The following is a 13,123-nucleotide window of genomic DNA, read 5'->3' on the forward strand; positions in this document are numbered from 1 at the left end:
GTTGCTCACCTGCGTGCTGTGGATTTTCGCGTGCGAGAAACAGGCGTTCGAGTTCGACTCTTACCAGAAACCTTGGCTTTGCTTTTCGCCGGAACATTGCTTTTTGCTGAGGCTTTGGCTTTGCTCTTTGCCGGAACCTTCCCTTTCACGCTCGCCTTCGCAGTTTTCGTTGCACGTGTTTTTTGCGCTGAAGGCTGTGCCGATTTTTTCGGTTTTCCTTCAAGCGTTGCTACAGCAGCCTGCGCGGCAGCTAACCGGGCAATCGGTACGCGATACGGAGAACAGCTCACGTAATGCAATCCAAGTTGATGACAAAATTCGACCGAGCTCGGGTCTCCACCATGTTCTCCACAAATCCCGAGTTTAATATTCGGGCGAGTTTCACGGCCTGCGTTAATGGCCCACGTCATCATGGCTCCCACGCCTTCTCTGTCAAGACTGGCAAACGGGTCAAAATCCAGAATATTCTCGGCCTTTTTGTCGATAGACGACTTGCACATCCGGCACACCATTTTTTTCCAATCGACATTCGTGCGTTGGCAGTAAGGACATCGATCCTGCCGATCCATATAAAATCCGGTAAATTTGGCAGAATCGTCACGAGAAAACCCATAGGTCGTTTGCGTTAAATCATTCGTGCCAAATGAGAAAAACTCGGCTTCCTGTGCAATCTGACCAGCCGTCACCGCAGCACGAGGCAACTCAATCATCGTTCCCACCAAATAGGTCAACTTCATACCACAACGTGCCATCGTATCGGCTGCCACTTCACGGATCAGCTCTTTCTGAGCTTTCATTTCTGAGGCCATGCCAACCAATGGAATCATAATTTCCGGGACAATCTTTTTTCCTTCCTCTGCAACTTCGCATGCCGCCTCAAAGATGGCGCGAATTTGCATGCGTGTGATCTCTGGCATAGTAATGCCAAGCCTGCACCCTCGCAGTCCAAGCATTGGATTGAATTCATGAAGCTCTTCAACACGTGCCAACATCTGCTTTTTTTCTTGAATATCCAGAGGATTGCCATTGGTGGCCTCTAAGCGTGCCAATTCTACCATCAGGTGTTCGCGCTTGGGGAGGAACTCATGTAAGGGAGGGTCTAGCAAGCGAATGGTAACGGGATACCCTTTCATTTCCCGATACAACCCGATGAAGTCTTGTTTTTGCAATGGGAGCAGCTGCGCTAAATATTTTTCACGGTCTTCCCTCGAAGACGCCAAGATCATTTGCTGCATGATCTCTACGCGGTCTTCGGCAAAAAACATATGTTCCGTACGGCAGAGCCCAATACCTTCGGCTCCAAACCCTCTGGCTATTTGCGCTTGATCTGGCACATCGGCATTTGAGCGGACCCGCAATGTCCGGAAATTATCAGCCCATTTGAGTAGCGTGGAAAAATATTGATATTTCTCGGATTGCGAGGCATTCATTTTCCCTTGAATGACCTGAATGACCTCTGAGTCCACGACCGCAATATCTCCCGCATACACCTGGCCCGTGAATCCATTGAGTGAAATGGGGTCTCCCTCGGTCAGGACCATCGTACCCATTCGAACCTTCTTATCTCCGAGCACTTCCACGCCATCACATCCCGCAACACAGACCTTCCCCATTTGTCGCGCAACAACTGCGGCATGAGAGGTCATTCCTCCTTTGGCTGTCAAAAACCCTTCCGCGGCATGCATCCCATGAATATCATCCGGGCTGGTTTCTTGCCGCACAAGAATGGCTCGCTCACCTCGGCTCTTCAGCTCCACCGCCAAATCGGCAGTCAAGACGATTTTTCCGGCAGCCGCACCTGGACCTGCAGGCAACCCCTTCCCCACGGTTTGATACTTTTCTTCTTCTGATCGTTCAAAAATTGGATAAAGATATTGAGATAATTGCTCTGGAGCCACCCGTTGAATCGCTTCCCGGCGATCAATCAATCCCTTTCTCACCATATCAACTGCAATTCTGACTGCAGCAATCCCCGTGCGTTTCCCTATCCGGGTTTGCAGCATGTACAGTTTTCCCTCTTGAATCGTAAACTCCAGGTCCAACATGTCACGATAATGCTTTTCCAACGTTTTCTGTGTTTTCGTCAGAGCCTTGTAGGCTTGAGGCAATTTTTCACTCAACGCCGACACTGGAAGTGGTGTGCGGATACCAGCCACCACATCTTCACCCTGAGCATTCAAGAGACATTCCCCGAAAAATACCGGTTCGCCCGTTGCAGGATTCCGTGTAAAGGCCACACCAGTCCCACTCGTCTCTCCCATGTTTCCAAAAACCATCGCCACAACATTAATGGCTGTTCCCCATTCATCAGGGATGTCGTACAGTCGTCGATACGTCACTGCACGGTCGCCAAACCACGACTCAAACACCGCATTCACCGACATGCGCAATTGTTCAAATGGGTCTTGCGGGAAATCTCGACCCGTCTCAGCTCGCACCAATTGCGTGTAACGAGTCACCAGATCATGAAGGGCTTCTTCGGACAAATCGGTATCATGGACGGCATTATGCAAGTGTTTCACTTCCTCTAACACTTTTTCAAAATGCTCCCTGGACACATTCATGACCACATTGCCAAACATGGCAATAAAACGACGATACGCGTCAACGGCAAATCGAGGATTCCCCGTTTTCTTCCCTAGCCCCTTGACGGTTTGATCATTCAACCCAAGATTGAGCACCGTATCCATCATCCCCGGCATAGACGCACGAGCTCCCGACCTCACCGAAACCAAGAGCGGGGTGTCCACGTCTCCCAAGCGAGCATTCATGGATTTTTCAACACGCTTCAATCCCAGCAGTGTCTGATCCCACATACCTGGTGGATAGCGCTTCTTTGAATGAAAATATTCCACGCATGCCTCTGTCGTAATGGTAAAACCCGGAGGCACGGAAATGTTGAGATTCGTCATTTCAGCCAGACCAGCTCCCTTGCCTCCCAGGAGCTCCTTCATCGAACCTTTACCCTCAGCCTTCCCATCACCGTAATAATATACGTACTTTTTGTGACGCATGACGTCGCTCCCCCTTAAAATAATGCTCGCCTCGTTCGTTGTCTTTGCCGAAGACATCGATGAGTCAGTCCTCCTGTGTTCGTGTCTCCCAACGCGAACCCACGCTCACTCACCACTTGATGGAGCATTCGATAACTCATAAATAAAGAATAGAGAAAGATTACATGAAACACAATCGACATTTACGAGACCTCTCCATTCAGACGTTGCAAACGGCTCGCATAGCGGGCAATCAAGTAGCGCTTAGCCCACATGCCAGCTCCGATCACCACCATGACAAACAGCACGAGGCCAATCAGGCGATAATCTTCGTTCCGCTGCTCTTCATAATGGAGAGCTCCATTCACACCCACCGTTAACGCATGCCCTTCACGAATGGTATGCGTGTTCCCAGATGGGTCTGCAAGGTCCAGCCATTCGGTGCACACTTTCATGGGCCGATCAACTCCGACGACCTCCATCCATTTCACCTTCACACAATAATGGCTGCTCACATCATAGATTTCGGGCTTCGACAAGGCGACATTTAAATTCAGCCCACTCATCCACCACCCCAATACCATAAGACCATTACAAACAAGAATAAGGACTACCGTGACTCCACGGGTGAACCACAGTATTCGCCTGTCTTGATCGTCGGTCGACATGAAACGAACTCCACACCTGCATCATGAGAATGTCACATCATCCATTCCTGTTCACTCTTCTCCGGTGATCGTATGATATTAATTCATCGATGCTTGAATTCGCGAAAAATCTGCCAACGTTAAAAACAGTTGATTCACACGCCCCAGCAATGAAAGACGATTCGCACGGACAGCCTGATCGGGAGCATTCACCATGACCCCATCAAAAAATCCATCAATGGGAGTCTTCAGTTGTAGCAACGTCGTCATCGCACCAGCATAATCGTGCGTAACCAAATATGTATCCAGTGATGTGCGAGCGGTCTCAAGGGCTTCGAACAAACTCCGTTCACTCTCATGCTCAAATAAAGCCTGATTGATGCGATCGTCTTGCCATTGTTCTTTCTGAAGAATCCGACTCACGCGTGTATACCCGCCGATCAATGGATCAAACTCTGGTCGTGCCGCAATTTGATGAAGGGCTTGCATGCGGATCACTAAATCCGTGAAATCACACACTCCTGATGGTCTTACAGCCAGCACGGCATCCATACGATCATCGGCAATCCCGTAACGGGTTTTCGTGAAAAATCTGAGTCGCTCGATCAAAAACTCTACGAGACTTGTGACGACAGAATCATTCGATGCCGGTTTCGCAACATTCTGAGATTTGAGAGTCTGCTCCGCCTCAGCAATGAGTTGAATCACATTCACTCTCAGGCCTTTTTCAACGATAATTCGAACAAGTCCGTAGGCCAACCGCCGCAAGGCCAGCGGGTCCTCAGAACCAGACGGAATCATGCCGACGAAAAAAAACGCCGTACAGGTATCAAGTCGATCGCCGAGCCCCAACACGATTCCCGGAGTTGTGTGTGGGAGCTCACCGTCAGGCGAACCAGGAAGGTACACGTCTCCCAGCGCCTCACTAACCTCAGCACGCTCGCCATCAAACTTGGCATATTCACGCCCCATAACCCCTTGCAAAGTCGGAAACTCTCCGACCATGCCCGTTGTCAGATCGGCTTTCGCCAGATAGGCTGCCCGCTCACACACATCTTTCAACTCATGTGCGCCAATAGATTCAGCAATTCGAGGAACGAAAGTTTGCAACCGACACACCTTTTGATACATCGAGCCAAGTTTTTGGTGAAAGGTGATACCCTGCAATTGTTCGACTCGGTCAGCTAATGACTGTTTTCGGTCTTCACGGAAAAAGTATTGAGCATCATTCAAACGAGCCGAGAGCACTCGCTCATGGCCCAAGCGAATGACGTCCATTTTCGGCAATCTCATATTTGTGACCGTAATAAACTTTGGAAGCAGCACGCCATTTTTTCCAATCAGTGAGAAATAGCCTTGATGTTCTTTCATTGCCGTGATCAAGACTTCTTGAGGCAATGCGAGAAAATTTGGGTTAAAGCTTCCAAGAATGGCGTGAGGCCATTCCACCGTATTCACAGCCTGATCCAATAACTCCATGTGATGGTCGGCATACACTGCACCCTTCACCGACTTTGCTAACCTACGGACTTCGTCTTGAATCAAGGCTCGTCGTTCCTGTGGATCAACCATCACACCGCTCCGTTTCATCGTGGCTTCATATGTTGTCGGATTCTTCATCGTGATAGGTGCACCAATTTTTGAACGTGGAGCGCCAAGAAATCGGTGTCCAAAGGTCACGGCCCCTGAAGATACGCCACCAATGTCAAAGCGGAGCGTCCGCGTGCCATACAATGCCAGAATCCATCGAAGCGGACGAGCAAAGCGGAGCTGAGAGTCGTTCCATTTCATGGATTTTTTGAATGACAGTTGCTGAATGACCTTGGGAAGATGTTCCGTCAGCACCACAGGTGTCGTCCGACCGGGTTCGTGTTTCACGGCACATACATATGTGCCCTTTGCCGTTTCTCGTGTTTGAAGCGCGGTCACAGACACGCCTTGAGTACTCGCAAATCCTTGGGCCGCTTTCGTAGGGTTTCCTTGCCCATCATACGCAATAGATTGAGGGGGCCCCATGACCTCCTGCTGTAAGGCGGACTGTTTCGGTACGAGACCATCGACAAACACCACAAGCCTACGAGGCGTTCCAACGGTGCGAATCGATTCATAGCTCAGTCGCTGCTCACTCAGGGTCGTTGCGAAAAGAGTTGAAAGTTGCTGCAACGCAGGGTCAATAAACGAAGCAGGAAGTTCTTCTGTACCAAGTTCCAACAACAAGGATGAAGCCGGAGATTGCTGACGAGTCGAGGACCGCATTCGTGTCTTGGCTGAAGATGACGATGCACGTTTCCCAGCCTTTCTTGATGCGCTCTGACGTATGTTCTGACGTATGTTCTGACGTGATGGTTTCATGACCGTGAGGCCGTACGCGCTCGACGCGTCTTAGGAGTTTTGCTCGAAGCCTTTTGGGCATTGTCTTGTTGTATGAGTGGAAAGCCCAGGACTTCACGTTGCGCTGTATAGGCTTCTGCGCATCGCCGGGCCAAACCTCGGACCCGGGTAATATATGCCGTCCGTTCCGCCACGCTGATGACCCCTCGCGCATCAAGAAGATTAAACAAATGCGACGTTTTCATACAGTAATCATACGCTGGAATCACTAAATCATGTTCGAGCAACTGTTGGCATTCTCGTTCATTCGCATCGAAGGTATGCCGAATCATCTCAACATTCGCCAGGTCAAAGTTATAGGTAGAATTTTGAACTTCCGCCTCACGATAGAGTTGCCCATAGGTCACGCCATCCGCCCACCGTAGATCAAAGACATGATCGACCCCTTGCACATACATGGCGATTCGCTCTAATCCATAGGTGAGCTCAACGGTCACCGGATCGACTTCTCGCCCGCCCACCTCCTGAAAATAGGTAAATTGGGTGATTTCCATTCCATCCAATCTCACCTCCCACCCTAATCCCCAAGCGCCAAGAGTTGGCGACTCCCAGTCATCCTGAATGAACTGAATGTCATGTTCACGGGGATTGATGCCAAGATGCGCAAGGCTTTTCAAGTAGAGGTTTTGAACATCCGACGGGGCAGGTTTTAATACAACTTGATATTGGTAATAGTGCTGAAGCCGATTGGGATTATCACCATAGCGCCCATCCGTTGGTCGACGGCAAGGCTCGATATAGGCCGCACGCCATGGTTCAGGACCAAGGGCACGTAGAAACGTCGAGGGATTAAACGTGCCGGCCCCTTTTTCAGTATCATAGGGCTGAGTGAGGATACAGTGCTGTGTAGACCAAAACTGATGAAGGGAGAGGATCAAATCCTGGAGGGTCACAACTTCTTTCAACCGTTCCTGAAAAGGATACGATTCTCATCTGGGTCGCTAGTCATTAAGGAGCATCAGCGTCATTCACGATGCTTCATTGTGTACCGCGCAAGGTAGCAACAAACCTTCTGGTAGTCAAGGAAAGTTACCAGAGACTCGACTCAACATGGCAAGGTACAATAGGATCACGACTCAGGTTCAGCTTGTTTTTTCACGCTGTATTCATTTATTATACCGGCGCTTTGTCATTTTTTTTAGGAGGGGCCTTAGCTATGAAAAGTTCACTGTATGTCTTGCTAGGAGCTATGGGGCTTGTCATCCTGCTCAGTGGATGCCAACAGCCATACAAAACCGGAAACGGATCAAGTGCCTCTGGCACTTCAGCAGCAAACACTGAATCGACCAACAATGCCTCACCAGGATCTCCAGCAGGAAGTTTACAAGCCTGCCTGGATAACATTGGTGACGTCAGTCCTGGGCAACGAATGCTGGCGGAAACAACATGCAACCGTAATGCAAAAGTCCAAGAAGCCATGGACAGCAATCCTGGGGACTATCTTCCACCTGCTCAACGATGATCATGTAACGGATGAAAATGAAAGCGCCTTCCCGATGCATGGTATCGAGAAGGCGCTTTTCTATTCAGACTGAGAACGGTCTCGCCTCACATTTCATATTGTTTTTTCTAAAGTCCCTTCATTTTGCTGTTTCACCTTCTCTGCCTCTGCGAACCACAACGACCCCTTCCATTCCACGATGTCCTTGAATGACACAACGGAACGGATAGATACCAGCTGGAAACGTTGCGAGAAAACTCACCGATTGCCCACGAGAAAGATGAACGGGCGTTCCTTGGCTACGTGAGAGGTCGGGCGACTCCCACTCCAAATGAACCGCGTCATTATCAAGAAATGAAGCATAGAACGTATGACGCTCACCCCCATAATTGCTGATCACGAAGCGGACCTCTTGCAATGCGATGACCTCAGTCTTTTTAGGACTAAATCGAAACTCCTCTGCTCGAATTCGAATGGTAGGAGTGGAACCGAGAGAGAACCTCCACATGGCAACACTGACCACCCCCACGAGGAAAACGAACATGGTCCCTATCACGAGCTTCTGTCTCATCATTGACGTTCCCTTGACATCCCTGCACCTCTCACAGAAAATGCCGTGATGGAAAATTCGATTATTATCGAAGGCATTCAATGTTCAGTTCATTGCGGCGTCACAAGCATGGAGCGACGTCAACCACAGCCCATTGCGGTTGACCTTGAAATCCAATGCGCCAATGGGAGAGCCGCCATTTCCGATGATTTAATAGATACGGTTGACTATGGAAAAATCGTAGGACGAGTGATAGACATTGCTGCCACATCTCGATTTTCCTTACTTGAAGCCTTGACTGAACGCATCAGCCAAACCCTGTTCCACGAATTTCCCATTACACACCTGGAGGCGTGGGTGCGAAAAACCTCCCCTCCATTAGATCATATTAACGGCTCTGTTGGTGTTCGACTATCACAATCTCGATCACATGCCAACGACCCACTCCCATCATCCAACCGACACACTGAACTCAGCCCGTTCTTTCTCGAACATTCGACGAACCTGGCGCCAGGAAAAGTTTTAGACATTGCGACTGGTTCCGGTCGTCATGCACGCCATCTTGCCTCACGAGGATTTTCTGTGCTTGGCATCGACCGAGATGAAGCAGCCTTAGCTGATGCCCAAAAATTCATGTCAGGCATGCCCGGCACCAAGGATTTTCAGTTCACCACACAACTGATCGACCTGGAAACCAACCCAGACAATCCACCGGACCTTGGTAAGGACGACTATGAAGGCATTCTCGTCTTTTTTTATCTCTATCGTCCTTTATTTCCTCGAATCATCCAGGCACTCAAACCAGGAGGCCGTTTGATATACGAAACATTTTTAATTGATAATCATATTGTTCACGACCATCCTCGAAATAAAGAGTTTTGTCTTGAACATAATGAGTTATTGACACTCGTCAACGGCCTACGAATCTTGCACTATCAAGAAGGAGAACACAAAGGCCCACAAGGGAAAGACCCGGTCTTCACGGCACGGTTAGTCGCACAAAAGGATTAGGGATTTGCCTTCATCAATGAAACGTATCGACCTTCACCTTCACAGCACCTATTCAGATGGCAGTTATTCCCCAACAGATGTCATCAAGCTAGCTCATCAGGCTCACGTCACAGCCCTCTCCTTGACCGATCACGATACGACTGACGGCATAGCCGAAGCGTCACAAGCCGCCTCTCCCCATGGCATTGAAGTCATTCCTGGAGTAGAGGTGAGTTCCCTGTATCGAGGAAAAGAAACGCATATCCTTGGATATTTCGTGAACCATGAAGACGCTCAATTTCAACAACATTTGACGTTTTTACGTAACAGCCGCCACGAGCGCATACCTAAGATTATCGACAAGCTGCATAACGTGGGAGTCGACATTTCGTATGAAGACGTCAAAGCGGTAGCTGGTCATGGCTCTATCGGCCGACCACATGTGGCACAAGTCCTTGTCAAAAAACACTACGTGCCGACTATTGAGCAAGCCTTTTCTCGTTTTTTGAAAGAAGGATCCACGGCGTACGTCGCGCGACAATTGCCGGATGCCAAAGAAGCTATTCGTTGGATTCGAGATGCCGGAGGCGTAGCATCACTCGCCCACCCGAGTTGGGTCAGACATTCACTCAGTGAACTAGAAACAGCCTGTCAGGAATTACACACGTTTGGATTGCAAGGTCTAGAGGTCTTTTACAGTTCGCATACTCCACGGCAAACATCTGAGTACCTTGCTCTTGCCAATCGACTCAACTTTGCGGTAACAGGAGGAAGTGATTTTCACGGATCAACAAGGCCAGATATTGCAATAGGAATTGGGAGAGGAAACTTGAAGGTGCCGGAACAGGCCTTAGAAGCACTACGGATCTGTGCGACAGGGAATAAGAGCACGGCTACGGATAAAGCGTAAATGACAACATATTCATTGAAGGCAAAGACTCTCCCCTCACGTATTGCATCGTAATTCTACAATTTTTCATTTTCACTTTTTCCTTTATTAGTTTTCCGGTGCTTCGACGATGTGGTTTTCGAACCGCGCACACCCTTCGGCAAGTAGTCGGTTGGTTAACATTTCCCCTGGCCACTCAATCGGCAAGTCCGCGGTGAACACCCACACGTCGGGAGATGTCCAAATCGGCCCATGATCCTCTGGCAGCTCAGGATCAAAGAGGTCGGTCCACACCGGCATATAGACCCCATTTCCGCATTGCGTATGCAAATGGACAATTGTCCGACTTCGCACAGGCACCTCCAAGTCATGCCAGACAGCCGCGGTTTCATCGGCAAGCCGATGCAGTCGAACCGCATTTTGAGCATCAAACATCGCATAGGCGGCATACGACGGAGCTTCCAACATATGGGGAGCTGAGGCCACCTCTGGACATTGAGCAACTAACCCTTTGATTAACCCCTGACAGTCTTCTTCTTCTAAGGCCTTGGGTAAATCCGTATCCGACACCCCGACGATTTCAAAAAATAAAAAAGCTGTCGACTCGACCGGTGGATGCAACCGTGCAGCAATGGGTAGCCGACGTTGAGAACTGGCGACTCCCGTAATATGTTCATGCATTTTCTGAAGACTAAGAAAATCAAGCGTCGTATCCGTTAACAGCCGAGGCTCCACATTGACGACCGACCCAAGTGAGAGGTGAAGATGTTTCCGTAGCAGATCCGCCGTGGCAATAGGATCAAGCTTTAACCCTAATGGAGCTGGCAAATTCGCTTGAAGCGGCAATTCCAATGCTGCCAGAATCGCATAGGTGTCTTTATCCTCTGGATGGCCTTCAATTAAGACCGCACAAGAGGCTTCGGCCAAGAGATCGAACAACCACTCCGCCATGCTTTCATCAAGTGCGGCAAGTACGGTCAACACATCATGCTCACGCTCTTGTTCCAACAGCGCTTGTAGGACTTCAATTGCTAACTCCGAATCCCCGTGGTCATGCCGGCGAGCATTGATCAGGTGAATCAAGTCTCGCGTTAAGGGATCTGGCCGATACCAACTCGACATACATTAACTCCACATGAACATCAAATACGTTACAAAGAAAAACGGTTAATACAGGTGCCCCCTAGGGCACGGTATAGCTAAGTCTCGTGACTGCATGAAACAAATACTTTGATCAAATAATCTGACACCATACGCTTACCTTGTTTATAGGTATCCCTAGGGCACGGTACGGGGCAGTCATTAGACCTTCTGATACGATAACTTTTGCTCTACAGATTAAGGCTCCTTCTCATACTCTTATTACAGGTGCCCTAGGGCACGGTTCAGGGTAGTTGTTAGACCTTCTGATATAAAAACTATTATTCAAAAGCTTGAAGCTCCTTCTTTTATTCTTATTATAGGTGCCGTAGGATACGATACAGCTAAGTCTCGTCACCACATGAAGCAAGTACTTTGTTCAAATAATCTGACACCATACACTTGTCTTGTTTATAGGTATCCTACTCACCAACAACTTTGACTAGGACACGTTTTTTTCGTCGGCCATCGAATTCCGCGTAGAAAATTTGTTCCCACGGACCAAAGTCTAACGCCCCATTCGTAATCGCCACAACCACTTCCCTCCCCATCAGTTGTCGCTTGATATGTGCATCGCCATTATCTTCGCCAGTGGCATGATGACGATACGATGCGCCCTGGGGTGCCAGCTTTTCCAAAAACTCATCATAGTCTTTGAGTAGCCCAGGTTCGTCATCATTGATATACACACTTGCGGTAATATGCATGGCGTTGACTAAGACCAATCCTTCGCGAATACCGCTTTTCGTCACAGCACTTTCGATGCGAGGAGTGATATTGATGTACGCACGTCTCTCATCTGTCTGAAACCATAATTCTTCGCGGAAGGACTTCATCTCTCTGTCTCTCACCAATCAATGTGCGCTAGAACCATTCTGCCTCAGGTTATCATGAGATGCAAGACGATTGTCTTTGCCGCACACTTCATACTTCGTGTGAATACGTGAGAGGAACAGACCATCGACAACTCCACCACACAAACTCTGAGTCACACGAAAAAACTTGATAGACGCCACACCAACGATTCATGAGGTCAAACAGGCAACCCCTTCGTCACTCATACCGGAACAACTTTCTTCGCACATGACTCTCGCTCTTACCGACATCGCCTGACCTCAGCAGCTCTATTTGACGAGAGGGGCATCGATTCCGACGATAGCTACGCATGCCATGCATGTGCGAATGGAACACGACGACACCTTTTGTTTGACAAGGTACCCAAGTGATGGTATGTAGAAACTAATTGGTAGTTAACCTTAGTCAGGTCGTCATTTACCACATGTTCCATGAAGGTTTCGTCCCAATATCGCTTCGTTACCATTTTCTAACTGGAGCATCCCAATTATGACTGAATATGCTAACGCAGTAATCTTTGCTCACTCACCTGGAGAATGGTCGACGGTCTTCGCACAAGAACCAGATCAGGATTTAGAGTTTGACGAAGGCTTAGAAGATGATGAGTTACAGCAGCACAAACCACCAACGCGCCGTCCCCTCCTCTGGATTCTCATTTTATTGATTGCCGTTGGATTCCTGTACTGGACCATGAAGCCTGACCTGGCGAAACTCCCTGGAATGCCCGCGACCACCGACAGCCTGACGGCATCTCCTCAGAAACCAGAATTGACTCCGATACCCTCTCAGCAAGTAAAGCCCTCTACTCCAAAATTTGGAGAAGGTGATACGGTAACATTGCTTCCAAGTCCATCTGGAGAACACACTCCAATCACGCTCTCCAGTGACTCTGCAGGGAGACAACCCCAAACGACAGTCTCGATGGGGGACACCTTCACAATTCTTGATGGTGAAACCGTGAATGGGGAATGGATGTATTACATCAGCACATCAGCAGGGAAACACGGCTGGATTTTAGAAAAACATCTTCAGAAAAAACTCTAGTCGTCACAATAGTCACAGTATGCCTCACATGAGCCGGTTCTTGCCAAACACCCTGCCGCACTTGACGTGCTTCAAACACTATCCTGTCTAAAGAGAACATCGTGCGACCACCGATTCACGGATCACTTCCTCTATCCGCTCTGATATGCTTTCGCCTGAACGAGGGAAGTGCGCATTCGCAAG

Annotated in this window: 12 protein-coding genes; 4 read left to right on the forward strand and 8 right to left on the reverse strand. The window is 49.0% G+C overall.

Going from position 1 to position 13,123, the window contains the following annotated elements:
• Window positions 1-5: 5 nt before the first annotated feature.
• From ppdK to ACWHX8_RS13855, 5 genes are all read right to left on the reverse strand, one after another.
• Window positions 6-3,014: a pyruvate, phosphate dikinase gene (gene ppdK / locus ACWHX8_RS13835; protein ID WP_447968714.1), complete on the reverse strand. Its 3,009-nt coding sequence runs from the start codon at window positions 3,012-3,014 to the stop codon at window positions 6-8.
• 14 nt (window positions 3,015-3,028) lie between these two features.
• On the reverse strand, window positions 3,029-3,196 hold the full coding sequence (locus ACWHX8_RS13840; protein WP_447968715.1) for a hypothetical protein: 168 nt from the start codon (window positions 3,194-3,196) through the stop codon (window positions 3,029-3,031).
• Window positions 3,197-3,661, reverse strand: coding sequence for a hypothetical protein (locus tag ACWHX8_RS13845; RefSeq protein ID WP_447968716.1), 465 nt, complete (start codon window positions 3,659-3,661; stop codon window positions 3,197-3,199).
• A 78-nt stretch (window positions 3,662-3,739) separates the two neighbouring features.
• Window positions 3,740-5,992: a glycine--tRNA ligase subunit beta gene (gene glyS / locus ACWHX8_RS13850; RefSeq protein ID WP_447968717.1), complete on the reverse strand. Its 2,253-nt coding sequence runs from the start codon at window positions 5,990-5,992 to the stop codon at window positions 3,740-3,742.
• Window positions 5,989-6,924, reverse strand: a complete 936-nt coding sequence (locus tag ACWHX8_RS13855) for a glycine--tRNA ligase subunit alpha (RefSeq protein WP_447971917.1) — start codon at window positions 6,922-6,924, stop codon at window positions 5,989-5,991. Before ACWHX8_RS13855 ends, glyS begins: the two co-directional genes overlap by 4 nt.
• Window positions 6,925-7,187: 263 nt before the next feature.
• Between ACWHX8_RS13855 and ACWHX8_RS13860 the strand changes: the two genes are divergently transcribed.
• A complete protein-coding gene (locus tag ACWHX8_RS13860) occupies window positions 7,188-7,493 on the forward strand; it encodes a hypothetical protein (protein WP_447968718.1) in 306 nt (101 codons plus the stop codon).
• A 118-nt stretch (window positions 7,494-7,611) separates the two neighbouring features.
• Here the strand turns inward: ACWHX8_RS13860 and ACWHX8_RS13865 are convergent, their stop codons facing one another.
• Window positions 7,612-8,046 carry a hypothetical protein gene (locus ACWHX8_RS13865; protein ID WP_447968719.1) on the reverse strand — a complete coding sequence of 145 codons (435 nt, stop codon included), beginning with the start codon at window positions 8,044-8,046 and terminating at the stop codon, window positions 7,612-7,614.
• A gap of 45 nt (window positions 8,047-8,091) precedes the next feature.
• Between ACWHX8_RS13865 and ACWHX8_RS13870 the strand changes: the two genes are divergently transcribed.
• Both ACWHX8_RS13870 and ACWHX8_RS13875 read left to right on the forward strand, forming a co-directional pair.
• Window positions 8,092-9,033: a dihydroneopterin aldolase gene (locus ACWHX8_RS13870; protein WP_447968720.1), complete on the forward strand. Its 942-nt coding sequence runs from the start codon at window positions 8,092-8,094 to the stop codon at window positions 9,031-9,033.
• Window positions 9,034-9,049: 16 nt separating this feature from the next.
• Entirely contained in the window at window positions 9,050-9,922 is an 873-nt protein-coding gene (locus ACWHX8_RS13875; protein ID WP_447968721.1) for a PHP domain-containing protein, read from the forward strand.
• A gap of 87 nt (window positions 9,923-10,009) precedes the next feature.
• Here the strand turns inward: ACWHX8_RS13875 and ACWHX8_RS13880 are convergent, their stop codons facing one another.
• Complete coding sequence (locus ACWHX8_RS13880) at window positions 10,010-11,023, reverse strand: hypothetical protein (protein ID WP_447968722.1); 1,014 nt, start codon at window positions 11,021-11,023, stop codon at window positions 10,010-10,012.
• Window positions 11,024-11,463: 440 nt separating this feature from the next.
• Window positions 11,464-11,877, reverse strand: a complete 414-nt coding sequence (locus tag ACWHX8_RS13885) for a secondary thiamine-phosphate synthase enzyme YjbQ (RefSeq protein ID WP_447968723.1) — start codon at window positions 11,875-11,877, stop codon at window positions 11,464-11,466.
• Window positions 11,878-12,385: 508 nt separating this feature from the next.
• Between ACWHX8_RS13885 and ACWHX8_RS13890 the strand changes: the two genes are divergently transcribed.
• Complete coding sequence (locus ACWHX8_RS13890) at window positions 12,386-12,940, forward strand: hypothetical protein (protein ID WP_447968724.1); 555 nt, start codon at window positions 12,386-12,388, stop codon at window positions 12,938-12,940.
• Window positions 12,941-13,123: the final 183 nt, after the last annotated feature.

The sequence above is a fragment of the Nitrospira sp. M1 genome, assembly GCF_965152605.1.

What these genes read in the sequence shown, in the direction of transcription:
- ppdK (WP_447968714.1), bottom strand. Translation starts at nt 3,014, where the DNA reads ATGCGTCACAAAAAGTACGTATATTATTACGGTGATGGGAAGGCTGAG.
- ACWHX8_RS13840 (WP_447968715.1), bottom strand. Translation starts at nt 3,196, where the DNA reads ATGTCGATTGTGTTTCATGTAATCTTTCTCTATTCTTTATTTATGAGT.
- ACWHX8_RS13845 (WP_447968716.1), bottom strand. Translation starts at nt 3,661, where the DNA reads ATGTCGACCGACGATCAAGACAGGCGAATACTGTGGTTCACCCGTGGA.
- glyS (WP_447968717.1), bottom strand. Translation starts at nt 5,992, where the DNA reads ATGAAACCATCACGTCAGAACATACGTCAGAACATACGTCAGAGCGCA.
- ACWHX8_RS13860 (WP_447968718.1), top strand. Translation starts at nt 7,188, where the DNA reads ATGAAAAGTTCACTGTATGTCTTGCTAGGAGCTATGGGGCTTGTCATC.
- ACWHX8_RS13865 (WP_447968719.1), bottom strand. Translation starts at nt 8,046, where the DNA reads ATGATGAGACAGAAGCTCGTGATAGGGACCATGTTCGTTTTCCTCGTG.
- ACWHX8_RS13870 (WP_447968720.1), top strand. Translation starts at nt 8,092, where the DNA reads ATGGAAAATTCGATTATTATCGAAGGCATTCAATGTTCAGTTCATTGC.
- ACWHX8_RS13875 (WP_447968721.1), top strand. Translation starts at nt 9,050, where the DNA reads ATGAAACGTATCGACCTTCACCTTCACAGCACCTATTCAGATGGCAGT.
- ACWHX8_RS13880 (WP_447968722.1), bottom strand. Translation starts at nt 11,023, where the DNA reads ATGTCGAGTTGGTATCGGCCAGATCCCTTAACGCGAGACTTGATTCAC.
- ACWHX8_RS13885 (WP_447968723.1), bottom strand. Translation starts at nt 11,877, where the DNA reads ATGAAGTCCTTCCGCGAAGAATTATGGTTTCAGACAGATGAGAGACGT.
- ACWHX8_RS13890 (WP_447968724.1), top strand. Translation starts at nt 12,386, where the DNA reads ATGACTGAATATGCTAACGCAGTAATCTTTGCTCACTCACCTGGAGAA.